A 24,485-nucleotide genomic window follows, 5' to 3' on the forward strand; every position below is an offset into this window, starting at 1 on the left:
TATAAAAAGATAGTTTCATCTTTATCATGTGGGTGCTAAGCAATTTCTAGCGTATACAGGTATGGTGGCTGCAGTACTTGCTTGGTTATTCATAGCCATTAGTATAATTGTTAATCCATGGTTCGTTTTCACGAAAAACGCATTCAGTGATTTAGGAGGACCGCATGCTACTGATCCCTGGATTTACAATTATGGATTAATAATAACGTCAATATTTATTGTTCTATACTCAATAAACCTATTACTAATATCAAGAAACAAGGTTGAGAATTTCGCCTCAGCCTTCGTATTTGTGGCGGGTATATTCCTGGCACTAATAGGTATTTACCATGCTGGGACCCGACCGCATGTCTTTGTCTCAACCTGGTTCTTTGCCCAGATGGATATGGCATTAATTACGTGGGGAATTGGCTCATTAATGGCTAAAGATAGGGTGTTGGGCTCATTCTCATTAATTCTCGGTATCATAGCGCCAATAATAGCATTGATTGTTCCATGGCCATCTGCCGCTACGGAAGAAGCCTATGGAATAGCAGTAATAGATTCCTGGGTAGCAGTAATGACCTATCTCGAGATTAGACACGTGATTAAATGACCCATGGTATCACGTTAAAACATGTATCAGGAAAATCAAGATTATTCTTCTTCGCTTCATCTTATAACACTCAAGGCAATGAATCCTCAAATAAAATGAACACGAACACTAAATACCGCACTTAGCATTTAATCTTTTTAAGCTAATCATTATTAACTGCCTTAATGTCTGATGAGTGGTTGATTAAGGATATTAGGAGAGTGCTGGAGAAGGTCGAGGGTGTTGGGCTTGGTTTTAGAGCTCAAAGCTCTAGACTACTTATTGTGATCTTTTACGATCTATACTGCCCTGGCTGCGCATTGCTTGAGGACGAGGCTGGCGATTACTTACTCGAGCTTTTCAGGGAGGGTAAGGCATCGCTTTATTTCGTTGATTACCCAGTGCATAGGGGTGTTGAGAAGTTTCATGCGGCCTTTAGGTGCATTTACAAGAGGGATCCGTTGATTTTCCTGGAAGTTCTTAAGAGACACTATGAGGCTTACCTAAGCGGTAAATTAAAGGGTGAGGAGACTATTACTGGAGCTAGTAATGATTGTATTAATGAGGAGCTTCAGAGAGTTATGGAGGCTAAGTCAATAGCTAAGGAACTAGGTGCGCCAGGAACACCAACAATAATAATTGGTAATCTGGTAAAGAATATTGGACAAGGAGTATTTGGCTATCCAGGACTTATGAAGTTTATGAAGATTATTGAGGAACTCTACATATATTAAAACTACCTATATCAGTTTATTTACGGCGAATACTAATGTTTGGTGAATACCTTCTCCTTACCTGCATTAAGGCAATCACTATTAGCGCATTACCCACGGCATTTATTGCCGTACCAATCTCCATAACCCTGGGAATCAATGTTAACCACATAATTACTGCAATTATCGAGATTACTACCCCAATCCTACCTAGGTTATTCCTGAACTGATTACTAATTATATAAGCACCGACATAACCTGACACTGATAGTCCGAGTGTTATACTTACGGCTATTAGGAATAGTAGGGCGGCCGCAACCCCATTGCTGTACAGGTAAAGTATGTAAGAAAAGGCCATTATTGGTATTACAATAAACATTACATACCTATAAATAGTTGATAATCTACAGGTACCCTTACTGATTATACAAACCCCACCCCAACCAAACATTGCCATGCCTATCCAAAGTATTGCTATTATCAATTGCAGTATATCGTAGATTATATCCGTAAAACCAATGAGCAATAGTAACTTTAGGGCTATGTCAAATATGAAACCATAAATTACTGCCGTTAATCCCTCATAAACACCCCTAACAATGCTCATTGTTGTTTAATGAATGTATCTTATTTTTAAGTAGATTGTTTATAGATTGAGGATTAGGTAATTAACTAAGTTCATTATTGGTTTTATTAGCCATGAGGGTGGTATTGTTGTTGACAGCACTATTATCGTAAACACTATTATCAAGCCCTCAGCCAAGCTACCCTTCCAACCAGTCCCTAACTCCCTGGCAAGTCTAACGTAGTATGGTACTGAGATCACTGAGTTTATGACAAGGAGAATAGCGAGCCATGTCAGGTTTCCATAAACTAGAGCTAGTATTATGTATAGCTTTGACCAGAAACCCAGAAGTGGTGGTGTGCCTATGAAGGCTAGCGATATTAACCAAGTACTCACGGCATTATTGCCCTTTGAAAATACTGTGTTAAAGAACCCCATTTTACCAACCGCATTCATGAACAACTGAAGTAATAAACCAACTAATGCTAATCCAAGTGTTATGCCCATTTCCTGGGCACCCATTATTGCCGCTGCAAAGGCTGACATTACGTAACCCATATTCGCTATTGATGAGTATGCCAATACCCTGGGGCTCTCTTTACTTGTTAATGCGCCTATGTTGCCTAGGAACATCGATATTACCGCGAAGGCACTGGCTATGTAGGCCAAGTAATAGGGTGATACCTTGTATAGTTCCATCGACGTTAGTGTTATCTTAACTGCAACAATGAATGGTGCTATCTTAGCTATTGATGCTATTATTGAGACAGGTATTGGATTACCGGCAGTGAATACGTCGGGAACCCACTCATGCATTGGTGCTACACCGACCTCAAGAGATAGACCAAGCAATAATAGGGAGAAACCTATTATGTATGTTATTAGTGATGGTCCTGAACTAATCATTATTGCTCCTACGAAGAATAGTACCGTGGCTATTATCATGTTGACCACGTACTTAACACCAACCTCAATGCTAATGCTTGGGTCGCCCATTAGGATTAATAAGTACGTTGGTGCTGAAACAAGCATTAGCGATAGTAGGACAAGGGCTAGGTCACTCGTGTATAGGGCTAGTACTGTGGCTATTATCATTATGGAAACAAGCATATAATCAACGCCTCTTATTGGCGAGTTTAACCTCATTAATGTGACCACACCCAGCGCTCCAATAATCACCAGGAAGGCTATGTAAGCCATTAGGTAAATGTTAGTTGTTATAAGGAGTATCACCATTGAAATTAATGGTGCTATCCATGAGTACTTCCTGGTCTCCTCACTAAGTAATGTTGGTGCCGTACCAACCACGCTAATTATCGTTGCGGCAAGGAGAATGTATGTGTATGGTATGGACACTTCGCATCACCCTTAACCATGCGATTTAAGTATTACTCTTCGCCTCAACATACTGCTCCCCACCAGCCTTAATCTCCTCAACCCTAACGGACTTCCTAACCTTATCCATTGCCATTATCGCCGTTATTAATGTCATGAATTCCGTGGATGATGTCAATATTGTAACGATAAGAATACCGAAAGCCGCGATGGCATTCACGGCAAAAAACGGCACTAATGTTAGGAATATTGCGTTGAACATTAACTCCAGTGATATTAATACCCTAATTAAATCACTAGCCCTCAATGCGCTGTAGTAACCAATCATCAGTAATATTGACGCAAATCCATAGATTATCGCGGCATTCACCTCCATCGGCCACTCACCTCCAGGTAGTACATTATTAATCCAATCATTATGGCCATCAAGAGCGAGGACAATAATGCGATTAATAATATGCTGTCTGGTGTTGATGCGAAGCTTATTAATGATTGACTAGTGACTGGTACAACGTTATAGTTTGTCCATACTGAGGCAATGATTATGGTTGCTATGAATAACAACATTGGTAGTATCCAGGACTTACCAATACCGCCTCTGAACTCAATGCGCCTATACGTTGCAGCTAGGACTATTGTTATTGTTATTGTCGCCCCAACAAATACTAGGTATATTAGTATGAAACCATAGGTTATTCCAAATAAGCCGTAAACGGCACCAATGAGCCCCGTCGTTATTGCCAGGTATATCGCTGCGTATAGGTTGTCCTTGGTTACAGTGATACCTATGGCTGATAATACGGCGAAAACGCCAAGCGTTATTAATGCACCAATGTACGTGCTAACCATAGCAAGGAAAACATAACTCACGTATTTTTAAGTATAACCAATCGACATTCTACAAGTGTTTACTAAAGGATACAGAGCATCACAGTAATGCAAATTAAGCTGGTTCATAAGGTGTCTCGATGGGGCTAATACTGCTTTATACAGGGGATGGTAAGGGGAAGACAACGGCAGCCCTGGGATTAATGCTTAGGGCTGTTGGTCATGACTACAGAGTAGTAATCGCCCACTTAATGAAGACCCTAATCTACAGGGGTGAGTACGTTGGTGAGTACTTGGCAATTAAGAAGTTCCTTAGTGGCTATGTCGATGTCTACTCACTAGATCCAGACCAGCATTTAACACCTAGAGATGTATTTAAGATAGCGCTGAGTAGAGCTATGGAGATTAAACCATTCCTACTAATTCTAGATGAGGTTAATAATGCAGTATCGAGTGGATACTTAACGGCAAGGGAGGTGATTGATGGTATTAAGTCATTACCACCCGAGGTTAATGTCGTATTAACAGGTAGAGACATACCCCATGAGTTTATGGAGTTGGCTGACTTAATAACTGTTATGGAAGCCAAGAGACACTACTTCGATAAGGGCGTGGTGGGTGTAAGGGGTCTTGAATGGTAATATTATTTAATTCCTTATCTGACCATTAATCAATGCCTACATTGAAGTTTCGGGACGATCGACCAACACTCATAGGAGTCGTACACTTGCCACCACTACCTGGCTCTATTAGGTATGGTGGTCTTGACATTAGCACGATAATAGACTTCGCCGTGAGAAATGCCAGGGTACTTGATGAGGCTGGTTTTGATGCGATAATTCTCGAGAACTTCAATGACTATCCATTTAGGGTTAGGGTTAAAGAAACTGAAACAATCGCTTCGATGGCGATTATAGCACGAGAAGTGGTGAGAACCATGACAATACCTGTGGGTATAAACTTACTCAGGAATTCAGGACCTGAGGCAGTGGCCATAGCTGCTGTTACTGGTGTATCCTTCATTAGATCAAATGCATACTGCGAATCCATAGTTAGTGCCGAGGGTATAATCGAGCCTGTGTCCAGGGAAGTCCTTGAGGTAATGACCAGGCTTAACACTAAGGTCACGGTGCTCGCGGACATATTTGTCAAGCACGCAAGCCCACTGCACAGGATGACTGTTGAAGACGTGGCCAAGGACTGCGTGGAGAGGGCCCTGGCCGATGCACTGGTAGTCACTGGGCCAAGGACCGGGGAACCACCAGACCCGCTACTACTTAGGCGAGTCATAAAGTCCGTAAACACAAAGGTACTAGTTGGGAGCGGCATAAACCCAAATAACATAAACGACTACAGGGAGGCCCACGGTTTCATAGTAGGCACATACCTAAAGGACGAGGAGGGACAAATAGACCTCGCAAAGGCCAGGAACATAGTAAATGCAGTAAAGGCACTAGCAAGACCATGAACAACATTCCTACGACCCAGGGAAGTCGTATTATCTGTCAAATCCTGGACTGAAAGAGCGGAGATAAGAATAATCTTACCTCCACTCTGCCTACCCAATCCTCAACTCCTAATAATCATTCAGGTCCTAAACCGTTTTTAATAGACAATTAATGGCTACTTACTTAAATCTAGTCCTTTAGTTATGCGTACTTAATAGCATTTCCTGCTAACTTAACGGGTGGGAAAGCACCAGTTATTCATTATAGCTTCATTAAAGCCTTGATATGACGTACAATAGTGATATCACGACTAGGTTCAGTATTGTGATTAGTAGCGTTGGCGCTGCGACTTCCATTCCAAGGCCTAGGCTCAGCCACATGTAGTATATAGCTATCATCGATATGCTCTCAACAAGGAGTATTGCTGATACCGAGAGTAGTATCCTGCCAATTTTCGTAAAACCAATCCCTAGGTAATTCTTGAATATTAATGCCACAATTACTGTCTGTGCAACTGCGGCGCCAATGTCTATGTACCATAGGTAATGCGTCATGACTTACCACCCCCTGCCTCCTCTTCATCAATGCCTATTATACTCATAACATCCTTAATAAGGTCCCACCTTTTTTCAAGTTTATCACTAATGAAGTATGGTGCTCCGTAACCTACGTCAAGCCTACTCACTAGCTCGTACCTCTCAAGGAGCTCCAGGTGGTAAATCACGGTCCTGTAATTCACGTTCAACGCCCTAGCCAGTTGGTGGGGATTCATGGGCTTCTTCTTAAGTAGTAGTAGGATTTTTAACCTCATTAAACCTCCGCGGGAACCGCCAAGCAACCAAATAAGTATTTTCTTCAAATCCTTCTCATACTCAACCATTAGATAGGCAGCATTACCTGTCAATGATTTATAAGTTTTAAGCATTAACGTGCATTAGGTGAATCAATTAATAAGGCAGTTGCGCATTTGGGCTGTGGGCATTAATAATGAAATGGAAACTAAATTGTAATAACACTGCAATAACCCAAAAGTACTGTCTAACTCACCAATTAGGTAAATTAATAGTTACGACGAGATTACGAGCATTATGAAAGGCAATTTAGTGTTTTTAACGAAATTTGAATACGCAATACGTATTATGAGTAGCCTCCCGATGAGTAGCTTGTCGATGATTGACTCATTGACGTCACCATGGTGCCTGTCATGTTTGCGAAGCCGTGTATTGGCGCCACGAATATCCAGGGCACTGGCTTAACGAACACGGCATTCACTATGTAATCATCACCCACCAGCCATGGGTCCGCAAAGGCGTAATTACCACCGAGTAACGTCCCGTCTGGTAACTCCGTATAGCCTAACCAGGTCCATGATGCCGTAACCTTAGTAGGCATCATCATACTGCTCGGATTATAGAAGGCCTGTGGTGGTAGGAAGGCAATAGTTATCACGGGTGTTGGGGAGCCCGAGGCATTTACGAAGGTGTATCCTGGGCTTATCTCATTATTCACTGCGAAGGCGTAGGAGAATATTGGCCAGTATATGGTACCACTCGCATTTAGGTAGACCAAGTTGTAGAGGGCTTGGTATACTAGGCTGAAGTTGTACGTATTAAGTATTTGACCGCTCGGGGTCTTAACGTACGTGCTCGGCGGTATTATTGCCAGTAAATTACCTACGGTAATGGCGCCTCCCTGAGTTGCGTTCACAGTTATTGTGCCTATGCTAACGGGCACTAACTCGGGCTCCATCGTCGTTATTTCCGTACTATTTGGTGTGGTCTCTGAGGTGTACACTGTCATTGACATTGCCGGCATCCCAGTGTATACGAATACCCAGGGCACTGGTTTAACGAATTGGTAATTCACGAATATGCCAGAGCCAACATACACCCAGTTGTCTGGGAAGGCGTAGTGACCGCCGATTAATGTACCATTAGACTCCTCGGTGAATCCAAGCCATGTCCAAGTGGTCCACGTGCTCGGCATCCTAACAACAGTGATTATCGCCTGCGGCTTACCCTCCTGGTTAACGAATGTGTATCCCGGCGATACCTGTCCATTAACGGCATAGGCGAAGGCGTAAATTGGTGGCGAACCTCCCATGCCCATCTCCATGGGCGTTGGCTCAACATTCTCTAGCATGTAGTCTATTATTGAGAATTGATACGTACTAAGTACCTGCCCACTTGGTGTTTCCATGTACGTGCCCGGCCTAATCACGGCTATTATGTTGCCAAGCCTAACCGTGGCTCCTTGTGTGGCGTTTACCGTCACCGTAGCCTCACCAACTGGTATTAACTCTGGCTGCATAATGCCCATACTTGAGTTGGACATGCCCTCCAGTGATTGGTACTGGCCTTGTAGGCTCATGTATTGATTCTCTAGGTTTGTGTAGTTTGTCATTAGGCTTGAGTACTCACTCTTAAGGGTCTCATACTTACTCTGCAACTGCTGGTATTGGCTTTGAAGTATCATATACTTACTGGCTATTGACGCGGTGGTTGAGTATAGGTAACCCACGTATCCTAGTCCTATTGCGAGTATTACCACCAGTATTACCAGTCCTATTGTTTGGGTGTTCATCGACTACGTACCCACGGTCTTATTTAACTCTATTTTTCGTAATCTCTTACAAATTCTTACCTAATTACTAAGTACTATTTAAATTAAGGAAAATCTTGGTCATTAAGTAACTAAATATGGTTATCGTTGAACAACAGACCTGACACAACCAGTGGTAGGGCTGTTTCTAGTTCCGTAGAGCTTTTAACTACTGGATTTGGATTTTAATGAATGATAAACATATCACTAGACATAGCTCTTAACTTCCTTTACGCCCAATGCATTCTCAAGCATCTTCTTCGCCGTGTAGTACCTCCTACAATCTGGGCATAGGTATAGCCACTCCGGGTCTCCCTTGATACCGAGCTTAATCTTCATAGTCATTATGTGTCTCCTCGTGTCGAAGGGCTTACCGCACATCCTACATGTGACTACCTCGTCATAGACCACGTCTGTGCTATCGCTCATCGGGAATTCCCTAGCCCTATTAATTGTTATTGCCTTCTCAGGGCATAACCTCGCGCAGTGGCCACAACCAATACACTTGAGACTGTTGAACTTAAGCACTGTCTTATTGCCATCCCTACCAACATCAAACGCCCTCTCAGGGCATTTAGCAAAGCACACCCCGCAGAATGAGCACTTAACATCATCAATGTGAATACTAAATATCTTAAGTAATTCATTAGTAACGCCTTTACTCCTCGGCCTAAGCCTTACCAATGCCTTAACATAGTCATTACGCCTAATACCCATGTAAATAATTCTCTCACTCAACGTTTCGTCAGTGGCCATCGACAATGCGTCATCCTTGGTAATACCCAGCTTAAACGACCCCATAAACGCGTTGATTAATCCCTTAGCATAGTCAGCACCGCCCAATTTACATGACTGGTCAGGGCATTCAATACTTACTTCAAGGGATTTGGCAAGCGCCATTGTCACCCACTCAGGGCTAACGGCATCGACACATGGCACCCTGTAAATGTACTCGCCATTCCTAGGCTCCCTAGTATTCAATGGGCATGTGAATGTTATTCTTTTAATGCCCTTCACGTCATTTAACTTATTGAGTAGGGCTACGTACTCATTATCATCTGCGCCAACCATTGCCAGGGCACCTGTTGGGCACTTTGACACGCATAGACCGCACTCAATGCATGCATTCTCGTTAATGACAACCCTATTATTAACAATTGATGTTGCATTGGTTGGGCATGCATTAACGCAATCATTACATCCAAACCTAGCACTGCATGCGTTTTCGAAGTACGTGGGTACGTTCTTCTCAATGACCTTGACAACCCTACCTATCAATAACTCCCTCCTGCTGATGGGGCCCTCGATGGCGACCTCCCTCGTGCTTGTTCTCCTAGCCATTAACTGTGCCTTTAACGCCTCTAACTCCTCATCACTCGGCGACTTAAGTATGTAAATGTTCATTGGGTGCTTACCCTGGACATTGACACTACCTAACTTCCTAAGTACTATAATTATTGGGCCATTATGCTCCCTAGCCCTATTCAATTCCTCATCACTTGGATCCTCAAGGATTAGTAATTTGCCCTCCTCACTTACCACCATAGACATCCCTCATAATCTTAATGACCTCCCTATCCTGAGTCATGAAATCCTTCGTGAAATTGAGCAGAAGCTTAAGGTAATCAGTCCTCACAAGCTTGAGCGATGTACTTACGAATATTGAGACCCAATTAACTAGGTGATTATTTATGAAGTAATCCTCTTCCTCAATATACCTAGTAGCATTACTCCAATCATCATATTCCTCATAGGCCAGGAAGCTCATGAAGGCAAACTCAACGGCAATGTGATCACTTCTCAAATCCCTAAATTCCTTATTCACGATAAGGTTATAATCTGCATAAATCCTCTTAAGCGATATCTCAGTGTTCATATCAAGATAACCAGTATGAGTGTAGCCCTCGTAGGGTATCGCCCCATAATCAATCCTAGTGAAGTCTACCTGTATTGGCGTTAATGCATTATAATCATTAATATCCTTAGCAATGTCTAACAACTTAATTAGGTTATTCATTGATGAGTAAAGTCTCGCCAGTGCCTCGGCAACATCCCTAACCCTACTAATCCTTGACTTAATTAACTTCTCAAAATCATTAAGCCTATACGGGTATATGTAGGATGAGGCTAGAAAGTCGTAAATAATAGAACGGGAAAATGCAAGTGATTTTAAAGCCTGAGGATCTAAGTTCTCCATATTAATCACGTGCCTTGACCCTTAGCATTACCTACTCCACCACTGCAGTGACCACCGGTTGGTTTAACGTTCTTCAGCTTCTGTAATAAGGTTGGTAAATCAGCTGCACCAGTTCTTAGGGCAAATTCCTCAGGTTCTTCACTAGTTACTATCCTTGTTGATTCGTTAGTCTGTACGCCGGGCATTACATAAAGGCTAGGTGGGTCTGTGCCGAACTCAGGGCCCATTGGTACTGCACCCTTTCTCATGGCAGTTCTATAAACTATACTGTTAGGGTCATCCATGTCACCGAATACCCTAGCACCGGCTGGACAGTTCCTAACGCAGGGTGGTACCCTCTCGTAGAGTGGTAATGACTCATCGTAAACCCTATCAATAGCCATGACACACTTCTTACTAACGCCCTCCACTGGGTCAAATATTATGTTACCATATGGACATGCATTCTCACAATACCTGCAGCCAATACATACCTCATAGTTAATAACTACTACACCATCCTCCCTCCTCTTATATATGGCCCCAGTTGGGCATACCGTAACACATGCTGGGTTCTTACACTGGAAGCAACTAATTGGCACACTAAACGTCTTAGTGTTTGGGAACGCACCAACCTCAACCTGCAGTACCCTCATGAAGAATACTGACCATGGTGCCTTACCGGGTTCTGGACCCCATGGCTTCAGATCTGTCATTGGTCCATAACAACCACTGGAATGCCACTCCTTGCATGCCAACATACATGCATTACATCCAAAGCATTTACTTAGGTCTGTGAGTATGGCTAGCTGGACCATTTAGGTCACCCCTGCCCATTTTTCTTACTCTTTGGATCCGTACCTGAGTTTGAATTTGAACTAGATGATGGGGTTGTGGTATTGGAGAATGAATAACCCATTGAGTGTCTAATAGTTTCTTGGAATTGAAGCCACTGAATGAACAAGAAGGATTTGAAGTAATAAGATATGGTAATTATCTAAATGATAGATATCCATGCTGACCGCCAAATATAAGAAGAATTAGTTATATTTTTAACTTTTATTGTCAAAAAAATGACAATACAGTCATCAGCAATAAATGAAAGTGAATGTGCTAATTAGACGCAGAAAGTAAAGATGCAATAATTTATAAATTATAGAAAAATATATTAATGAATTTATTTAAATATTTACACAATCGCGATATTTTAATGATTGTTAACTTCCTTTGGCAGATAAAAATCAATAGTTAGAAATTAATCTTTAAGAAATGAATTGCTATCATTGATTTGATAGATATGACACAAATAAGCAAAACTTTAGAAAAAGCAGTAGAAAATTTCGTTATTGAAAGATATCTGCCAATTTTAAGAATTACGCTAGGCTGGATGTATTTCTCAGCGTTTCTTAGGAGGACCATTAATGTGCCTGCTAAACTTAATCCATTGTCTACAGCATATGTTGGTGGTAAGTTAATAACATTCTTACCACATGCATGGCAGCCTATCGTTGGCCAACTCGAGTGGATATTACTGCATCCACACCTACTTTACATGTTCTTACTTCTCTTCACTGCCGTTGAGGGATTGTTCGGCCTATTAATGATACTTGGCCTTACAACGAGACTATCAGGACTTGTAATAACTCTCTTAGCCTGGAGCATTGGGGCTGCTGGTGGTTGGTTGGGGCCCACGTGCGTTGATGAGTGGCAGATAGCGGCTGTTGAGGGGGCTGCTGCATTAATGTTCATGTTTACTGGTAGTAGGTGGTTATCAATAGATCAATACTTAGCGAAGAAGTACCCAAGAGGATTGAAAATATGGAAATTCTACATACCATTATGGTAAGGTGATGAGCATGGATAGGATGACAGCACTGGCTTTGCTGGGCTTCATAATTGCCACGGGAGTGACAATGGGCCTATACCAAATAAACTTCCAGGGATTCACCCACCTAACCAATTATTCAAAGACACCCGCATACTCACTGGCCGGCACCCAATTATTTAAGAATGGCACATTACTACTGCACGTCATCAGGGTAGCTGGTCCAGACACCTACGGCGGATTCATAGTGCTTGTACAAGTACTCTACCCAAACGGCACGGTAGCCTATGAGTGGAACTCTACATATTTAGGCCACATATCGCAGTACGACATCATAAATAAGTACAATTTACCAGGGCACCTAGTGCACTCTGATGGCTTCGCACTCGTAGTGCCACTAGGCCAATCAGCCATTGTTAAGCTCTATGCCCCAGTAACCTTTAGTCCAGGTACATACATAGTCAGGGTCTACGATGCTGATGGGCAATACGAGGCATATGGTATTAAGTTCCAGGTATACGTAACGGTTAACGAATAATCACTAATTAATTAAATTACGGTTAAAAATAAGAATTTCAATTTCTTCTCTCACAGCATCAAATCTTAACCTCCCTCCTAAGTTCCTCAATTAATGGAGTTATGTACTTAACCCTCCTCCTAACCTCATCAATTCCTATCCTGACCTCGTGAAAGCCATTGATATGTAGGAAGTATGCCGCATCCCAAGCCCTTTCCACTATTTCACCAAGCTTTGACGCTGCATTGTCCAGTAGGCTTACTGTCCACCTACCCTTGCTCAGGGCTTCTTTGGCCTCGTCTAAGCCCCTGACAATAGCTAAGGCCTTGATACACTCTTCCACCGCCTTATACAACTTCTCGCTGGCTTGCATTACGTCACCTTTATCAACGAAACTTAAACCCTCGTTAAATGCCGTCAATGCTAATTCTGCATGTGCCCTTGCGGCATCTGATGGGTCTAGTTCGAGTTTTGTCGTTAGGATATCAATTATGTAATCAACATCAAGGCCCCTCCTCCTGAGCACATCAATTAATGACTGAGGTATACTCATACTATGTATAATCCTTAGCTTAATTAATTATAAATCTTCTCAATATCTATTCAGGGCTTATGCTGTAAATCCTAACTAGGACAACTAGCTTAACAGTCTCACGCTTAGGTTGTTTTATCCAGACCATGGGCTCATTATTCCTTGGTGGTGCATATGAAGAACTTAACCCTAGACTCAATAAAACTCTTAAGCAATAATCTCCTCTTTAACTGGTCCATATACCTAGACATCGCTAATAATCACTAGTCAATATCACTAATATCCATGTAATTACCCTAAACTTGCCAGTCCGGGAAAACGTCAATTACGTGCCCAATCTCCAGAAATAAATGGGTATAATAAATAATTGGTGTATTGCACAAAGTGCCGGGTTTACAGTCAACAGAAACATGGTTAACACAATGAACATATTTCTTAAGGATACCTAAGCATGTGTGGGTTCACCAAGGTCACCCTGAACGTTCTTCTAATGAGAAATGAAAGGGGAAGAAGAAACAGGTATGAAGGAATGAGGACTATAATCACAGACACCACTTGCTAATAATCAACAAAGAGACCTGAACCCTTACCCATCCAACCACCTTCCTAACTCAAGAACTCTCTTGGTCTTACCTTCAGTATATATTTTATAGAATGATCCATTAATAGCATTTAGTAAGGCTACTAAATCACACCTTGGGTATGCCTTTGTAAATGCTCCTGCTCCATGCGTATCCTGCCTCAAATAGTACTATGAACATTATGAACCAGAGCAATGTACTGATTAGTGTTGGATCTGGGTTCACTATGGCTATTGCCACTAAAACGCCGAAGTATATGTAGGGCCTATTCCTAGAGAGCATGTCAGGGGTTACAAAACCAACCTGCGTTAGTAAGGCCATTATTACTGGAGTCTCGAAGAGGAAACCTGCAAAAAATAACGTGGCTATGAAGGTGTCCAGGAAACCACTCGTAGTAAGTAAGTGCACAAAACCAAATAGGCAACTCCAGAATAGGCTTATCCTCAGGAAGGCTGGGAATACGAAGTAATAACCAATGAACATGCCTATATAAAATAATACCGTAGCTATCCAGACATACCTCCTAACAGCCCTGAGCTCATGCGGATAAAGAGCTGGCTTAACGTATTGATATACTTCATAAATAAGCACTGGTATTGTAACAAGTAATGCAATCACCATGCTAAGCTCAACGCTGAAGACAAAGGGGCCGAGTACCGTAGTCGATATAATGCCTATAGGCTGAGTGGAATTACCAATAATGTAATTACTGGCACAGGATACGGACTTAGCTGAGGAGATTACTTGATTAAGTATGTAGCTCTTGAATATGTAGGCGATTATTGGGTTGTACTTCATGGTGAAGAACCCAATGGCTATCTGGACAATGTTATTACTATGAACGCCAGGCATTGGTAACCAAAGAGCTGCAAAGACTATTGCGAAGACTATCAAGGCCCTCCTCAATCTAACCCCAAGTTCACGAATATGCTCCCAAAAGGGTAACTCTCTGTCAAATGGAGGTTTATTCTCACCTTCACTCATTATTACCTATGAAGTTAAATACTGGGTAAAAATTCCTTTTTCACATAAATGATAAGTAAATAGATATAACAATTATTATAGGAACATTGCTTATTTCAAAAAAGATAAAGTTCTGTATTTATTTTACCCATGATTGACATGAGTGTGAGTGTTAGGTTTAGGGTTTGGGTTGAGGTTGGTGGTAGGCATGTTATTGGTCCTGGTGGTTATGAGATTCTTAAGGCTGTTGATGAGGTTGGTTCGATTAGTGGTGCCGCCCGTAAGTTGAGCATGTCGTATCGTTTCATTTGGAATTACATTGATAGGATGGAGAAGACACTGGGCATTAAACTGGTTGATGCATGGAAGGGAGGTAGAGGAAGGGGTGGAGCAAAACTAACACCAGAAGGACAAGCCCTACTACAGTACTACGAAGAAATACTCAAGGAAATGAACGAAATAGCAAACAAATGGACACAACAATTAACGGAAAGGCTAAAGAACATGGGTGAGGAAGGTCAATAGTTATTTTATTTATTATTACTTGATAGCTTCTTCATTATTTCATCTATTACCTCCTGCCTAGATCTTCCCTGCGTGCTTATGTTTAGGGCTTTGGCTATCCTGAGCAGGTCTGGGTCTATTGCATCGTTTATTGTCCTTTTTATATCCAATGTGGTATTGTTTATTGATGCCTTTGTCTCGTTAATAGGTTCATTAATCTCCCTGAGGAAGTCATCCATTGACCTCCTGGCCCAACTATACCACTTGCCAAGTTCCCTGGCTATCCTAGGCAAGGCCTCTGGTTTCCAGGCGATTAGGATTAGGAAGAATAGAAAGATCAAAATACTGGTCTGCTCATCAAGGACTAGGTAGATGTGCATTTTGAGTCCCTTGAGCATCCCTTACTTACTTGTTACTTAGCCTCCAATTAATCTCCTTGATTAAATCCTCCTCAGACTTACCCTTAGTATTAATTCCAAGTCTCTCGGCAATCTCAAGAACCTTTGGATCAACACTGGGCTTCTCCACAACGGTTTTCTGCTGACCTAACATATTATTAATCTCCGTGAGCAACTCATCCCTGGTCTTACCCGTTGGGTCTATGCCCAACTTCCTGGCAACCTCAATAAGCTCAGGCTCCGGCTCATTCTCAGCAGCACCACGCTTAAACTCCCTAATTGACTGACCAAGGCTCCTAGCCAACTGAGGAATCTTACTCGGACCCCAAATAACAAGGACAATGAAGGCTATGATAATCAAAATCAAGGTCTGAGTATCAATAAACAAAACAACACCCATCAATATGGGTATCATAGGTTAACTTAAAAACTTTGCTAACAATTATATGAAAATTCTTACCTGAATTAATAAATGAAATTGAATGTAAGAGTAAAGACATTAACCCTTTATTAAAAGTAGAGCTGAAATTAACCACCACAACCATTATAAACTCCTAACTAAGTTCCTATGAATAACTGCTAATAGAACCAATGTAATTAGCGTTAGGAGCGGTAGTACTATTAATGAATAGTGTATTAATTCGAGAACATTGATATCAAATACACTCATAACAATCATCGCCATTGGTGAAACGCTGAAGGCGGGTGCCGTACAAACTCCCAATCCACAGGCCGAACCGATAAACGCTGCCGTGCCTGTAGACGCTGCAATACCCACGGTACTACCAATAGCACTACCTAACCTGCTAATTATGCGTTTGGTCGCGATCCTCAACTGCAGGTAAGAAATACTAATTATTAACCACGTACTCAATACCAGGTTAACAATGCCTATTATCATGAGCGTTAAATTAACTGGATTAATTAATGGGAAATTATTAGGGGTTATGTAATTAGAATTCGTTACCCTCAGAATGCCTGAACTAACTAGGTAAGTGATCACCGCTGGTATCAACAATAATAGGTATAATTGAATTAATTTTTTATTGATGAAAATGTCGAAAATACCGTGAGAATGGTAAATCCTTATCATATCACGCATGACAAACCTCACTAATGATGAACTATACCTATAGACCAAAAACGCACCCGATACTAAAAGTAATATCACACCAACCATTACCTCGAGATACTTACTAACGAGAATCCTAACATTAACAGCATTAATATAACCCATTAAGAAATCAAGTGGGGTCAATGCCAATGGTAATATCACAGTAAATACTACAAAAACATACATGATCAATAACGCAACACCCTCATTACTCATAATCCACCACCTTCAATATCGGCATATTAAATTTAAAGTAATTTAATACACGTATTTTAAATGATCCCTATAAACACATGATTCACATACTCATTGTATAAATACCAAGACATTCCTAACTATTTGCCTAGTAAATTTAAAATAACAAAGAAACCTTACTTAAATGTATGGCTGCTTACTGAGTCGTAGTATGCCAATAACAATTCCATCAATAGGAGAAAAATTCCCCGAGCTAAATGTAGTGACTACACACGGACCAATGAAACTGCCGGATGCCTTCAAGGGCAAGTGGTTCATACTCTTCAGCCATCCAGGTGACTTCACGCCAGTATGTACCACAGAGTTCGTGAGCTTTGCCAAGCACTACGACGACTTCAAGAAGTTAAATACTGAGTTGATAGGACTTAGTGTTGATACGGACATCAGCCACATTGAGTGGGTGCAGTGGATTGAGAAGTCTTTAGGCGTTAAAATACCATTCCCAATAATCGCCGATCCACTGGGCAACGTCTCAAAGGTCTTAGGAGGGTTACATGCAGAGTCGGGTACAACTACTGTTAGGATAGTATTCATAGTTGATGACAAAGCGACAATAAGAACAATACTGTATTACCCACTGGAACTTGGTAGGAACATACCAGAGATACTCAGAATAGTTAGGTCGTTACAGCTCATTGATAAGTATGGTGTTGTTATGCCGGCGAATTGGCCGTACAACGAGATAATTGGCGAAAATGTGCTGAATCCACCACCGCACCATGTTGAGGAGGCTCCAAAGAGACTCCAGCAGTATAAGGGCTATGCTTGGTGGTTAACCTACAAGGAGTTGCCGAAGGATGAGGTTGAGGAGACCAAGAGGATTATTAAGATTAGAATTGAGTAAAATTATTAATGTTGTTGATCTTAAAAATATAAATAAGTCATTATTTTATGAATTCTTGGACTTCTCATGAAGTTTAAGGGAGAGACCTTGTTTGGAAGTGGCATTATTAATGGTGAATTGGTGGTTTATCGCGAGTCACTTTCCTTTCTTGGGGATGTTGATGGTAAGAGCGGTACCATAAGGACCATTAACACTAGTATTGTGGGTAAGATACTGGTAATACCGAATTCGAGGGGTTCTACCGTAGGTCCCTACGTCATGTACCAACTGAGTAAGTATGGCAAGGCACCATTGGCAATACTTAGCGTTAAGGCAGATACCATGCTCATCATTGGCGCCATTATGGCACAAATACCAATAATGACCAATTTACCCAAGGAAATACTCAATCTGAGTAGTGGAATTACGGCACGTGTAGACTTAGATAAGGGTGAGATTTATGTCAGTGAGTCCTGAGGCTAGGCTGGCATTATTATTACTTGAGGAACTTGAGTTAAGGAACGGTAAGGCAAAACTTAGGTACTTAAAGGTGTATAGAATGATGATGTATTGGCTCGGTCGTGAGTATGTTAAAGCAATACTCAATAAGCTAGTCTCGACTGGTTACATAAGTATTAAGGATAATGAGGTCGAATTACTACGTAGGTTCAAAACCGATAAGAGCCAGGTGCGGGTATATAGGGAGGCTAGAGACATTATCATTAATACTTACTTATTAATGCAACGTTCACTGAGTAAATAGAGTAGCTCAAGGACCTTCTCATTATATGCATTGAGAATCCTTAACTCATTAATTGCCCTATCTACATTAAATGATGAGTTAATTAGTAAACCACCGAGAACCCAGATCACAGAGTCAAGGTTAAGCGGTGGTATGCCGCTGAGTCTACCAATCTCACTCCATACTCCCTGTATTTCTCTCCTGTGCCTAGTCATTAATTCCCTCGCTAGGTCAGTCACCTTGTTGGAATTACCTATAATCGGCATTAAACCGCTGCATATTGTCATAACCGTAACCCTATAATCAACTGGTATTGGTATATCCATTGGAACCGATAAATCAAGACCGCAGGCCCTACCCACGTAATAAGCCATCTTAACTGCAAACACTATGGTCTTTTCATCACCATGCGTGTTGGTTATCCTCGAAAGTAATCTCCATAGTGATGCTAGGTCATTAAGATAATTACTAAGGCTTAACCTAGCTATTTGTGGGCAGGTACTCCGAATCCTCTTCACCTTTGAATCCCTATACCGAGCTAAGTACCTACTATTCATTACGTAATTAATGAAGTCCCTACATAAATCGACTGGCTTATTCCCAATAAAGTAATTGGCAAAGTAATTCCAGTGATCCTCACCCTTACCCGTTAATTGATAACTGACTAGGGCATTAAGTATTGTTAGTTTTAGGATCTTGTCGACATCATGTTCCAACTCACGGCATAGCCTAGTCACAGCGGCATATTGAGGATCCCTCTCCTCGAAGCCCCTAACCCAAACAATACCAAGTTCACGTAATATACCCGCTATTCTCTCCTTAATACCACTCATCCTCAACCCCGCATTAACTTACGAATTGAGTAGAACCTCCAAATAGTTATTAATGTAATGACTTGACCCCAATCAAGGTAGAGGAGTGGTTTACCCACGGTGATCATAATGTAAGCGAACGGGTAAATAATTATGGGTGCACCTATTGTGAATAGATAAATGTAGTGGGTAATCACATAGGAAATGCCGTAAATAATGCCAGAGGAGTCAAGTACTATTGATGGTTTAATAATATAGGCGATGTATGTAATTATCCACGCAAGGAATAATAGGGATGAAATTCTCCACATGTATAGGTAAGTCGGTAAATAACCAACATGGATTATACTCCCAGATCTGTAAATCACGTAACCATAAACCCTAGACTCTAGGGCAAATGCCTCACCAAAATTAGAAAGACCCAGTGGAAAGAACAAAATCGTAATCACTACACCAAGTATGAACCCTCTCCTAATCCTCGTCCTTACGTCATCACGCCTATTCACAATATCATTACTACCCATTATTAAATGCCCTATTGAGTGGTTATTAAAGAATCACGCTAAATCAACCTGTACAAGCCGGTTATTAATGTGTAGTATAGTGTTAAGCCTATGAGTGACCATAGGACCACCGATATTACTATCATGACCTTACTCCTAAATGCTTGATTCTTTATCACATTTGCGAGTAAGGCATCTAGGAATTGACCACCATCTAGTGGATACGCAGGGAAGGTATTAAGTAAGGCCAGGGTTAGATTTAACGTGTATATCCAAAACATTAGGTTATAGAAGGACCTACTCTCAACAACGACACCCCACGGACCTACATAGAGCGCTGAGTAACCAAGTAATTCCATTGTTAGATTCCTCGTGCTTAAGACTTCATTAAATACAGCACCATTTACTGGATTAAAAATCGTTAATGTAACATTATTTGAACTAACGGAGCTAAGTATTGAGATCAATGTGTAAATGCTGGCTATGGGATGGTTATTCACCGCCGTTATTATATAACCACTCCTGAGCACGGCATCCGTAGAATTAGCCGTATAAACGATCGTCGTACCTAAAAGACCCTGGGTTAATTGAGGACTTATTAGGGCTAATTCCACAAGGGCTACGGCTAAGTAGGCTAGTACTATATTCATGAAGACACCGCTCGAATATACGGCAAGCCTTATGAGAGTGCTTCTGCTCCTTAATTCATCTTCATCAATCTCAACAAAACCACCAAATGCCAGAAATAAAAGTGCGAAGGCCCCCCCTGACTTTATCCTTATGCCATACCTCGATGATACCGCCCCATGAGCAAGCTCATGAAGTAGTATTCCAATGCCTATGGCCACTATTATGTAGATGAACGTATATAGCGAAACAGTGACTCCAGGTATTAACGGCGCTAATGGTGTAAATCCCTTCTCTACAGTCTCTATGGGACTAAATCTATGCATTATGGCTATGATCATTAAGACGATGTTCTTAAACATCAGATAGAGCATTGATGGTAGGCCCCACTCATTAATACTCATTATTATTAGTGGTATTGGTACTATAATGAACATGGAGACCGAGAAGAGACCCACCGTTAATACTATGATGAGCCAACTTGGAACCCTACGTAGTAAGTTACCGAGTGGCGCTATCACCTCCTTAACTAACTCCTCATCCTTAAGCATGATGAATATCCCATAGTAAACCTTAACCGGTACCCTAACACCAAGAAGTCTCAGTAGGTATATTATGCCGACAATCACGAACCAAGCTGCAATAACAATTATCAAACCAAGGTATTGCATAACCACTCACCCAAACCTCAGTATAGAACCTACGCCGACATCATGGGCATTCCTATAACTACTCACCAACTCCTTCCTCAATATGGGTCCCGTACCATGAAGTGGATAAACACCTCTCAGATCTCTAATGATATCCCTTAATAATGCGCCCTGGTATTCGCTTATTGATGTAGCCCCTAAACCACCCACGAAGTACCTAATATCTAATTCCCTGAAAAACTTCATTATTTCATCGTCGCTAATAAGCCATAGGTTCAATCCACAACCACTAATTAGCAAATTATGGCTTGGTAAATAAATAAGTAACTCACCAACTCTCCTATTACCAACTCTAATAAACTCAACAGTACCAAAACTAAGTTTAACCTTCTCTCTACCGCCAACCTCAATAACGTCAAGACCAAGTTCATCCAGTTTATTCCTAAGTTCGAACCCATGTATCGTATTATCAACAGGCATTATAACCGTGGATACACCCGTCAATGCTTCAATACCACCCCAGTGATGATTAACTGGTGTCGTTACAACAAGCAGCCTAGGTTTAATGTTAATACTCAATACTTTACTATTACTAATTAATTTATTAATACTTGAACAGGCATCAATTAATAACTCATTATTAATAAGTAATGATATAGAATTATCCCCCTCCACGTTAGGCGCCTTAACCTCATTATCACATATTACGCTTATTGCTAATTTACCATTAGCGTTCATTTTCACTAAGTGAATAATTATGTAAGAAAATAAATCTTTTCTCACACCCACTGACACTTGGTAAGGTTTTAAATGGGTATTAGAGTTAAAAATGGGATGTTTACTCAACAAAACAATCTAAGGAGTAAGGTACTTAGGTATCTATGGCCAATACTATTCACAATAGTATTCGCATTAGTTGGGGCTTGGGGTAATGTATCCCATGAAACCTCTATCACGTACATAATAGTTATTGCATATCTGGCAATATTCTTTGGAATAGTCATAACAATAGGTATTAGGAGTACCAGAGTTAGATTTAGGGAGATTGAGGAGTACATGAAGTCCACAAAGTCGGGGGCTATAGAAAAGCTTACACGCGATGATTTCATGAAGGCCATGGAAAAGGACACTGAATATGCACAGGAAATGAACAAGTTCGTAAAGGCTCAGATGAAAAATCTAGTGATTCTCATGGTCGTCCTAATAGGATTACTAATGCTCTATACATACGTACTTTCAGGACCATTTATTACCCTGGCAAAGTACATATCAAATGCTGTAAATATTGGTTACTACCTAAAGCCCTGGTTTACACAAACCATTGAGGAAGCCAACCTATACTATGCATATTTCATTGATTACCTCATATACTTTGGAGTCTTCTTCGTACTTATGTACGTAATATTTAGAATGATGAGGATGCCCTTCATGACGACCAACGTACAAGTAACTGATTACCCATACACAGTAACTAAGGAATTAATAATCTTTAAGGATGCAATGCTCATAGATGGCATGTACCTACTCAAGTCGCCAATACCTGTTAAGCAGATAATAATTAATGAGAAGCGTAGATTCATAGAGTTCCAACTATCAAAGCCACTATCTGGACTTCCATATACCAAGATAAGGATTTATCATAAATCACCAAGGGAATTATGGGATAAGGTGATGAAGAATTTATTTAAGGTCGAGGATAGCACTGCCAAATAATTTTGAATTAATAATGCTTGATAAATGAATTTTAAATTAACCAAATAGACTCGCAAGGCCGGCTGCGATCTCCTCCTCGCTCGGACCCTCCTTCTTCTCTTCAGCCTTCTTCTCCTCAGCCTTAGTCTCAGCCTTCTGCTCACCACCAGCCGCAGCACCACCTGCCTGAGCAGTGGTTGTGGGGGCAGCGGCCACGGGCATTGCAGCCGCCGTCTTTATTGCCTCATCAATGTTGACCTCCTTTAAGGCAGCAACTAGCGCCTTAACCCTAACCTCATCAACCTGTATCCCAGCTGCCTGTAAAACCTTAACCACATTCTCCTCACTAATGGGCTGCTTACCGTAGTGCAATAGTAATGCTGCATATACGTACTCCATATCTCCTCGACATGTCACTTGAAAACCGCTTTAAAAACATTACTTAATTCAATAGATCATAGGATGCCGAAGAAAATAATCATAGTAACAGCCGAGTGGGACTACTTTAAGGATAGACTAAGTAACCTATGCTCACAATTAATTAAGGCTGGTATTAACTGTGAAATTAAGGACTATAGGGATCCTGAGGCCATGCGATTAATAATTAAGTATGGGGTTAGTAATGGTATTGTAAGAATACCACAAATATACCTTATCAATGATTATGAAGTTAAACAAATTAAATATTATATTACAAATGACTTAAGGCTTATTATGAATGAACTTAGTAATTATTCGTAATTAATTTAAGGATGAAATATGGCCGGGGTAACCCACGACCTTCATAGGCCCGCTCGTCGGGTCTCTGTGTGGTTGATTAATGGTGTTGAAATTATTTAATAATTTTTCGCCACTATAAGCCCTGGAACCGGGGCTGTCTCTTCTCCTTGAATGCCTCGATACCCTCCTGAAAGTCCTGGCTATATCGCAGTAGTGCGAAGGTCTTCCTTTCAATGTCAAAGCCAATCCCCATTGGCGAGTCCTGGATGAGTTTAATAGCCTCCTTCAATGCCTTAATGGCCAGTGGCGATAGTGACATTAAGTCCCTGGCTATCTCCATAACCCTATCATAAATCCTCGCTGACTCAACAACCTCATGAAGTAGACCAAGCTGCAGCGCCTCCTCCGGCTTAATCCTCCTGCCAAGAAGTAAATAATACTTTGCGCGGAGTGGGCCGAGTGACTTTACGATCCTTGTTAAACCACCGCTAGCCGGCACCATGCCAAGCCTTATCTCGGGAAGCCCTATCTCCACGTCTGGCGTGCCTATCCTAATGTCGCATGCGAGGGCTAATTCCGTGCCTGCGCCAAGTACGTAGCCCCTAAGGAGGGCTATTGTTGGTTTGCTGAGGTTCTCCACGGCCTCTATTGTTTTACCCCAGTTAATTAGGTCATTTGGTGTTGTGTTTAGGAACTCGGTAACGTCGCCACCAGCCGAAAATGCCTTGTCACCACTACCCTCAAAAACCACAACTCTCACATTATTATCCTGCTCTAACTCATTAATTATCCCGCCCAGGTCCATCCTCATTTCAAGCGTTATTATATTAAGCGGTGGTCTATTTATTACGACCTCGGCGACGCCATTGTTAACCCTAACTAACCAACCACTCGAGTAGGGCCTCTCCACAGATTCTGAATTAAAATAACCCATTTTAAATGAGTATTGAGATTAACACATTTGAGTAAGTCCTTTTAATTAGTTAT

34 protein-coding genes are annotated in these 24,485 nt (G+C 41.3%); 12 read left to right on the top strand and 22 right to left on the bottom strand.

What is annotated here, in order from left to right:
* The first annotated feature begins 28 nt into the window (after positions 1-28).
* Positions 29-595 (top strand): DUF998 domain-containing protein, encoded by a 567-nt coding sequence (locus VMUT_RS02890; RefSeq protein ID WP_013603928.1) that lies wholly within the window; start codon positions 29-31, stop codon positions 593-595.
* Between the two features lie 164 nt (positions 596-759).
* A complete protein-coding gene (locus VMUT_RS02895) occupies positions 760-1,308 on the top strand; it encodes a DsbA family protein (protein ID WP_013603929.1) in 549 nt (182 codons plus the stop codon).
* Between the two features lie 16 nt (positions 1,309-1,324).
* Here the strand turns inward: VMUT_RS02895 and VMUT_RS02900 are convergent, their stop codons facing one another.
* Genes VMUT_RS02900 through VMUT_RS02915 form a run of 4 tightly spaced genes read right to left on the bottom strand, consistent with a single transcriptional unit; the run spans position 1,325 to position 4,036 of the window.
* On the bottom strand, positions 1,325-1,894 hold the full coding sequence (locus tag VMUT_RS02900; protein WP_013603930.1) for a hypothetical protein: 570 nt from the start codon (positions 1,892-1,894) through the stop codon (positions 1,325-1,327).
* Positions 1,895-1,933: 39 nt separating this feature from the next.
* A complete protein-coding gene (locus VMUT_RS02905; protein ID WP_013603931.1) occupies positions 1,934-3,208 on the bottom strand; it encodes an NADH-quinone oxidoreductase subunit N in 1,275 nt (424 codons plus the stop codon).
* 25 nt (positions 3,209-3,233) lie between these two features.
* Entirely contained in the window at positions 3,234-3,563 is a 330-nt protein-coding gene (locus tag VMUT_RS02910) for an NADH-quinone oxidoreductase subunit K (RefSeq protein ID WP_048056830.1), read from the bottom strand.
* Complete coding sequence (locus tag VMUT_RS02915; protein ID WP_013603933.1) at positions 3,554-4,036, bottom strand: hypothetical protein; 483 nt, start codon at positions 4,034-4,036, stop codon at positions 3,554-3,556. The genes VMUT_RS02910 and VMUT_RS02915 overlap by 10 nt, the downstream gene beginning before the upstream one ends.
* Before the next feature lie 119 nt (positions 4,037-4,155).
* Here VMUT_RS02915 and VMUT_RS02920 point away from each other — a divergent pair, with 119 nt between their 5' ends.
* Together VMUT_RS02920 and VMUT_RS02925 are read left to right on the top strand one after the other, a co-directional pair.
* Positions 4,156-4,656, top strand: a complete 501-nt coding sequence (locus tag VMUT_RS02920; protein WP_013603934.1) for a cob(I)yrinic acid a,c-diamide adenosyltransferase — start codon at positions 4,156-4,158, stop codon at positions 4,654-4,656.
* 32 nt (positions 4,657-4,688) lie between these two features.
* Positions 4,689-5,483, top strand: a complete 795-nt coding sequence (locus tag VMUT_RS02925) for a BtpA/SgcQ family protein (RefSeq protein ID WP_048056831.1) — start codon at positions 4,689-4,691, stop codon at positions 5,481-5,483.
* Positions 5,484-5,735: 252 nt separating this feature from the next.
* On the opposite strand, the gene VMUT_RS02930 is transcribed toward VMUT_RS02925, so the two are convergent.
* The 6 genes from VMUT_RS02930 to VMUT_RS02955 form a co-directional block, all read right to left on the bottom strand.
* Positions 5,736-6,017: a hypothetical protein gene (locus VMUT_RS02930; protein WP_013603936.1), complete on the bottom strand. Its 282-nt coding sequence runs from the start codon at positions 6,015-6,017 to the stop codon at positions 5,736-5,738.
* The gene (locus VMUT_RS02935; RefSeq protein WP_013603937.1) at positions 6,014-6,388 is read right to left on the bottom strand and encodes a helix-turn-helix domain-containing protein; all 375 of its coding nucleotides are present in this window, start codon (positions 6,386-6,388) and stop codon (positions 6,014-6,016) included. Before VMUT_RS02935 ends, VMUT_RS02930 begins: the two co-directional genes overlap by 4 nt.
* A 212-nt stretch (positions 6,389-6,600) precedes the next feature.
* On the bottom strand, positions 6,601-8,046 hold the full coding sequence (locus tag VMUT_RS02940; RefSeq protein WP_013603938.1) for a hypothetical protein: 1,446 nt from the start codon (positions 8,044-8,046) through the stop codon (positions 6,601-6,603).
* 225 nt (positions 8,047-8,271) lie between these two features.
* On the bottom strand, positions 8,272-9,615 hold the full coding sequence (locus tag VMUT_RS02945; protein ID WP_237699699.1) for a 4Fe-4S dicluster domain-containing protein: 1,344 nt from the start codon (positions 9,613-9,615) through the stop codon (positions 8,272-8,274).
* Entirely contained in the window at positions 9,596-10,261 is a 666-nt protein-coding gene (locus tag VMUT_RS02950; RefSeq protein WP_013603940.1) for a TorD/DmsD family molecular chaperone, read from the bottom strand. The genes VMUT_RS02945 and VMUT_RS02950 overlap by 20 nt, the downstream gene beginning before the upstream one ends.
* Positions 10,262-10,266: 5 nt before the next feature.
* The gene (locus VMUT_RS02955) at positions 10,267-11,058 is read right to left on the bottom strand and encodes a 4Fe-4S dicluster domain-containing protein (RefSeq protein WP_013603941.1); all 792 of its coding nucleotides are present in this window, start codon (positions 11,056-11,058) and stop codon (positions 10,267-10,269) included.
* A 479-nt stretch (positions 11,059-11,537) separates the two neighbouring features.
* On the opposite strand from VMUT_RS02955, the gene VMUT_RS02960 reads away from it, so the two are divergent.
* Positions 11,538-12,086 carry a TQO small subunit DoxD gene (locus VMUT_RS02960; protein ID WP_048056833.1) on the top strand — a complete coding sequence of 183 codons (549 nt, stop codon included), beginning with the start codon at positions 11,538-11,540 and terminating at the stop codon, positions 12,084-12,086.
* Between the two features lie 10 nt (positions 12,087-12,096).
* The gene (locus VMUT_RS02965) at positions 12,097-12,603 is read left to right on the top strand and encodes a TQO small subunit DoxA domain-containing protein (protein ID WP_202795190.1); all 507 of its coding nucleotides are present in this window, start codon (positions 12,097-12,099) and stop codon (positions 12,601-12,603) included.
* A gap of 58 nt (positions 12,604-12,661) precedes the next feature.
* Here VMUT_RS02965 and VMUT_RS02970 read toward each other — a convergent pair whose 3' ends face one another.
* From VMUT_RS02970 to tatC, 3 genes are all read right to left on the bottom strand, one after another.
* The gene (locus VMUT_RS02970) at positions 12,662-13,135 is read right to left on the bottom strand and encodes a PaREP1 family protein (RefSeq protein ID WP_013603944.1); all 474 of its coding nucleotides are present in this window, start codon (positions 13,133-13,135) and stop codon (positions 12,662-12,664) included.
* Between the two features lie 46 nt (positions 13,136-13,181).
* Positions 13,182-13,313 (bottom strand): hypothetical protein, encoded by a 132-nt coding sequence (locus VMUT_RS13185; RefSeq protein ID WP_258167470.1) that lies wholly within the window; start codon positions 13,311-13,313, stop codon positions 13,182-13,184.
* 490 nt (positions 13,314-13,803) lie between these two features.
* The gene (gene tatC, locus VMUT_RS02975; protein WP_013603945.1) at positions 13,804-14,679 is read right to left on the bottom strand and encodes a twin-arginine translocase subunit TatC; all 876 of its coding nucleotides are present in this window, start codon (positions 14,677-14,679) and stop codon (positions 13,804-13,806) included.
* Positions 14,680-14,817: 138 nt separating this feature from the next.
* Here tatC and VMUT_RS02980 point away from each other — a divergent pair, with 138 nt between their 5' ends.
* Positions 14,818-15,183 (top strand): winged helix-turn-helix domain-containing protein, encoded by a 366-nt coding sequence (locus tag VMUT_RS02980; protein WP_048057148.1) that lies wholly within the window; start codon positions 14,818-14,820, stop codon positions 15,181-15,183.
* Positions 15,184-15,188: 5 nt separating this feature from the next.
* Here the strand turns inward: VMUT_RS02980 and VMUT_RS02985 are convergent, their stop codons facing one another.
* The 3 genes from VMUT_RS02985 to VMUT_RS02995 all read right to left on the bottom strand — a co-directional run bounded on the left by VMUT_RS02985 (position 15,189) and on the right by VMUT_RS02995 (position 16,890).
* Positions 15,189-15,560 carry a twin-arginine translocase TatA/TatE family subunit gene (locus VMUT_RS02985; protein ID WP_237699700.1) on the bottom strand — a complete coding sequence of 124 codons (372 nt, stop codon included), beginning with the start codon at positions 15,558-15,560 and terminating at the stop codon, positions 15,189-15,191.
* A 7-nt stretch (positions 15,561-15,567) separates the two neighbouring features.
* A complete protein-coding gene (locus VMUT_RS02990; RefSeq protein WP_048057149.1) occupies positions 15,568-15,960 on the bottom strand; it encodes a Sec-independent protein translocase subunit TatA/TatB in 393 nt (130 codons plus the stop codon).
* 144 nt (positions 15,961-16,104) lie between these two features.
* Complete coding sequence (locus VMUT_RS02995; protein ID WP_013603949.1) at positions 16,105-16,890, bottom strand: hypothetical protein; 786 nt, start codon at positions 16,888-16,890, stop codon at positions 16,105-16,107.
* A 190-nt stretch (positions 16,891-17,080) separates the two neighbouring features.
* On the opposite strand from VMUT_RS02995, the gene VMUT_RS03000 reads away from it, so the two are divergent.
* From VMUT_RS03000 to VMUT_RS03010, 3 genes are all read left to right on the top strand, one after another.
* On the top strand, positions 17,081-17,773 hold the full coding sequence (locus VMUT_RS03000; RefSeq protein ID WP_013603950.1) for a peroxiredoxin: 693 nt from the start codon (positions 17,081-17,083) through the stop codon (positions 17,771-17,773).
* A gap of 66 nt (positions 17,774-17,839) precedes the next feature.
* Entirely contained in the window at positions 17,840-18,229 is a 390-nt protein-coding gene (locus VMUT_RS03005; RefSeq protein WP_013603951.1) for an aconitase X swivel domain-containing protein, read from the top strand.
* Positions 18,213-18,515 carry a hypothetical protein gene (locus VMUT_RS03010; protein WP_048056834.1) on the top strand — a complete coding sequence of 101 codons (303 nt, stop codon included), beginning with the start codon at positions 18,213-18,215 and terminating at the stop codon, positions 18,513-18,515. The genes VMUT_RS03005 and VMUT_RS03010 overlap by 17 nt, the downstream gene beginning before the upstream one ends.
* Here VMUT_RS03010 and VMUT_RS03015 read toward each other — a convergent pair.
* Genes VMUT_RS03015 through VMUT_RS03030 form a run of 4 tightly spaced genes read right to left on the bottom strand, consistent with a single transcriptional unit; the run spans position 18,482 to position 21,824 of the window.
* Positions 18,482-19,327: an N-glycosylase/DNA lyase gene (locus VMUT_RS03015; protein WP_013603952.1), complete on the bottom strand. Its 846-nt coding sequence runs from the start codon at positions 19,325-19,327 to the stop codon at positions 18,482-18,484. The genes VMUT_RS03010 and VMUT_RS03015 overlap by 34 nt on opposite strands.
* Before the next feature lie 2 nt (positions 19,328-19,329).
* The gene (locus VMUT_RS03020; RefSeq protein WP_013603953.1) at positions 19,330-19,830 is read right to left on the bottom strand and encodes a hypothetical protein; all 501 of its coding nucleotides are present in this window, start codon (positions 19,828-19,830) and stop codon (positions 19,330-19,332) included.
* Between the two features lie 38 nt (positions 19,831-19,868).
* Positions 19,869-21,107: a site-2 protease family protein gene (locus VMUT_RS03025; RefSeq protein WP_013603954.1), complete on the bottom strand. Its 1,239-nt coding sequence runs from the start codon at positions 21,105-21,107 to the stop codon at positions 19,869-19,871.
* A gap of 6 nt (positions 21,108-21,113) precedes the next feature.
* Positions 21,114-21,824, bottom strand: coding sequence for a hypothetical protein (locus VMUT_RS03030; protein ID WP_013603955.1), 711 nt, complete (start codon positions 21,822-21,824; stop codon positions 21,114-21,116).
* 96 nt (positions 21,825-21,920) lie between these two features.
* On the opposite strand from VMUT_RS03030, the gene VMUT_RS03035 reads away from it, so the two are divergent.
* Positions 21,921-22,799, top strand: coding sequence for a DUF2208 family protein (locus tag VMUT_RS03035; RefSeq protein WP_148224637.1), 879 nt, complete (start codon positions 21,921-21,923; stop codon positions 22,797-22,799).
* Between the two features lie 36 nt (positions 22,800-22,835).
* Here the strand turns inward: VMUT_RS03035 and rpl12p are convergent, their stop codons facing one another.
* Positions 22,836-23,177, bottom strand: coding sequence for a 50S ribosomal protein P1 (gene rpl12p / locus VMUT_RS03040; protein WP_013603957.1), 342 nt, complete (start codon positions 23,175-23,177; stop codon positions 22,836-22,838).
* A 63-nt stretch (positions 23,178-23,240) separates the two neighbouring features.
* On the opposite strand from rpl12p, the gene VMUT_RS03045 reads away from it, so the two are divergent.
* Complete coding sequence (locus VMUT_RS03045; RefSeq protein WP_013603958.1) at positions 23,241-23,519, top strand: hypothetical protein; 279 nt, start codon at positions 23,241-23,243, stop codon at positions 23,517-23,519.
* A 112-nt stretch (positions 23,520-23,631) separates the two neighbouring features.
* On the opposite strand, the gene VMUT_RS03050 is transcribed toward VMUT_RS03045, so the two are convergent.
* On the bottom strand, positions 23,632-24,408 hold the full coding sequence (locus VMUT_RS03050) for an enoyl-CoA hydratase/isomerase family protein (RefSeq protein ID WP_202795182.1): 777 nt from the start codon (positions 24,406-24,408) through the stop codon (positions 23,632-23,634).
* Between the last annotated feature and the right edge of the window lie 77 nt (positions 24,409-24,485).

It is taken from the genome of Vulcanisaeta moutnovskia 768-28, from assembly GCF_000190315.1.
In the GTDB taxonomy this organism is placed as follows: domain Archaea; phylum Thermoproteota; class Thermoprotei; order Thermoproteales; family Thermocladiaceae; genus Vulcanisaeta; species Vulcanisaeta moutnovskia.

What these genes read in the sequence shown, in the direction of transcription:
- VMUT_RS03045 (WP_013603958.1), top strand. Translation starts at nt 23,241, where the DNA reads ATGCCGAAGAAAATAATCATAGTAACAGCCGAGTGGGACTACTTTAAG.
- rpl12p (WP_013603957.1), bottom strand. Translation starts at nt 23,177, where the DNA reads ATGGAGTACGTATATGCAGCATTACTATTGCACTACGGTAAGCAGCCC.
- VMUT_RS02950 (WP_013603940.1), bottom strand. Translation starts at nt 10,261, where the DNA reads ATGGAGAACTTAGATCCTCAGGCTTTAAAATCACTTGCATTTTCCCGT.
- VMUT_RS02930 (WP_013603936.1), bottom strand. Translation starts at nt 6,017, where the DNA reads ATGACGCATTACCTATGGTACATAGACATTGGCGCCGCAGTTGCACAG.
- VMUT_RS03000 (WP_013603950.1), top strand. Translation starts at nt 17,081, where the DNA reads ATGCCAATAACAATTCCATCAATAGGAGAAAAATTCCCCGAGCTAAAT.
- VMUT_RS02895 (WP_013603929.1), top strand. Translation starts at nt 760, where the DNA reads ATGTCTGATGAGTGGTTGATTAAGGATATTAGGAGAGTGCTGGAGAAG.
- VMUT_RS02980 (WP_048057148.1), top strand. Translation starts at nt 14,818, where the DNA reads ATGAGTGTGAGTGTTAGGTTTAGGGTTTGGGTTGAGGTTGGTGGTAGG.
- VMUT_RS02915 (WP_013603933.1), bottom strand. Translation starts at nt 4,036, where the DNA reads ATGGTTAGCACGTACATTGGTGCATTAATAACGCTTGGCGTTTTCGCC.
- VMUT_RS03035 (WP_148224637.1), top strand. Translation starts at nt 21,921, where the DNA reads ATGTTTACTCAACAAAACAATCTAAGGAGTAAGGTACTTAGGTATCTA.
- VMUT_RS03005 (WP_013603951.1), top strand. Translation starts at nt 17,840, where the DNA reads ATGAAGTTTAAGGGAGAGACCTTGTTTGGAAGTGGCATTATTAATGGT.
- VMUT_RS02910 (WP_048056830.1), bottom strand. Translation starts at nt 3,563, where the DNA reads ATGGAGGTGAATGCCGCGATAATCTATGGATTTGCGTCAATATTACTG.
- VMUT_RS02995 (WP_013603949.1), bottom strand. Translation starts at nt 16,890, where the DNA reads ATGAGTAATGAGGGTGTTGCGTTATTGATCATGTATGTTTTTGTAGTA.
- VMUT_RS02990 (WP_048057149.1), bottom strand. Translation starts at nt 15,960, where the DNA reads ATGGGTGTTGTTTTGTTTATTGATACTCAGACCTTGATTTTGATTATC.
- tatC (WP_013603945.1), bottom strand. Translation starts at nt 14,679, where the DNA reads ATGAGTGAAGGTGAGAATAAACCTCCATTTGACAGAGAGTTACCCTTT.
- VMUT_RS02965 (WP_202795190.1), top strand. Translation starts at nt 12,097, where the DNA reads ATGGATAGGATGACAGCACTGGCTTTGCTGGGCTTCATAATTGCCACG.
- VMUT_RS03015 (WP_013603952.1), bottom strand. Translation starts at nt 19,327, where the DNA reads ATGAGTGGTATTAAGGAGAGAATAGCGGGTATATTACGTGAACTTGGT.
- VMUT_RS02960 (WP_048056833.1), top strand. Translation starts at nt 11,538, where the DNA reads ATGACACAAATAAGCAAAACTTTAGAAAAAGCAGTAGAAAATTTCGTT.
- VMUT_RS02970 (WP_013603944.1), bottom strand. Translation starts at nt 13,135, where the DNA reads ATGAGTATACCTCAGTCATTAATTGATGTGCTCAGGAGGAGGGGCCTT.
- VMUT_RS02935 (WP_013603937.1), bottom strand. Translation starts at nt 6,388, where the DNA reads ATGCTTAAAACTTATAAATCATTGACAGGTAATGCTGCCTATCTAATG.
- VMUT_RS02925 (WP_048056831.1), top strand. Translation starts at nt 4,689, where the DNA reads ATGCCTACATTGAAGTTTCGGGACGATCGACCAACACTCATAGGAGTC.
- VMUT_RS02985 (WP_237699700.1), bottom strand. Translation starts at nt 15,560, where the DNA reads ATGCTCAAGGGACTCAAAATGCACATCTACCTAGTCCTTGATGAGCAG.
- VMUT_RS03010 (WP_048056834.1), top strand. Translation starts at nt 18,213, where the DNA reads ATGTCAGTGAGTCCTGAGGCTAGGCTGGCATTATTATTACTTGAGGAA.
- VMUT_RS03030 (WP_013603955.1), bottom strand. Translation starts at nt 21,824, where the DNA reads ATGAACGCTAATGGTAAATTAGCAATAAGCGTAATATGTGATAATGAG.
- VMUT_RS02940 (WP_013603938.1), bottom strand. Translation starts at nt 8,046, where the DNA reads ATGAACACCCAAACAATAGGACTGGTAATACTGGTGGTAATACTCGCA.
- VMUT_RS03025 (WP_013603954.1), bottom strand. Translation starts at nt 21,107, where the DNA reads ATGCAATACCTTGGTTTGATAATTGTTATTGCAGCTTGGTTCGTGATT.
- VMUT_RS02920 (WP_013603934.1), top strand. Translation starts at nt 4,156, where the DNA reads ATGGGGCTAATACTGCTTTATACAGGGGATGGTAAGGGGAAGACAACG.
- VMUT_RS02900 (WP_013603930.1), bottom strand. Translation starts at nt 1,894, where the DNA reads ATGAGCATTGTTAGGGGTGTTTATGAGGGATTAACGGCAGTAATTTAT.
- VMUT_RS02955 (WP_013603941.1), bottom strand. Translation starts at nt 11,058, where the DNA reads ATGGTCCAGCTAGCCATACTCACAGACCTAAGTAAATGCTTTGGATGT.
- VMUT_RS02945 (WP_237699699.1), bottom strand. Translation starts at nt 9,615, where the DNA reads ATGTCTATGGTGGTAAGTGAGGAGGGCAAATTACTAATCCTTGAGGAT.
- VMUT_RS03020 (WP_013603953.1), bottom strand. Translation starts at nt 19,830, where the DNA reads ATGGGTAGTAATGATATTGTGAATAGGCGTGATGACGTAAGGACGAGG.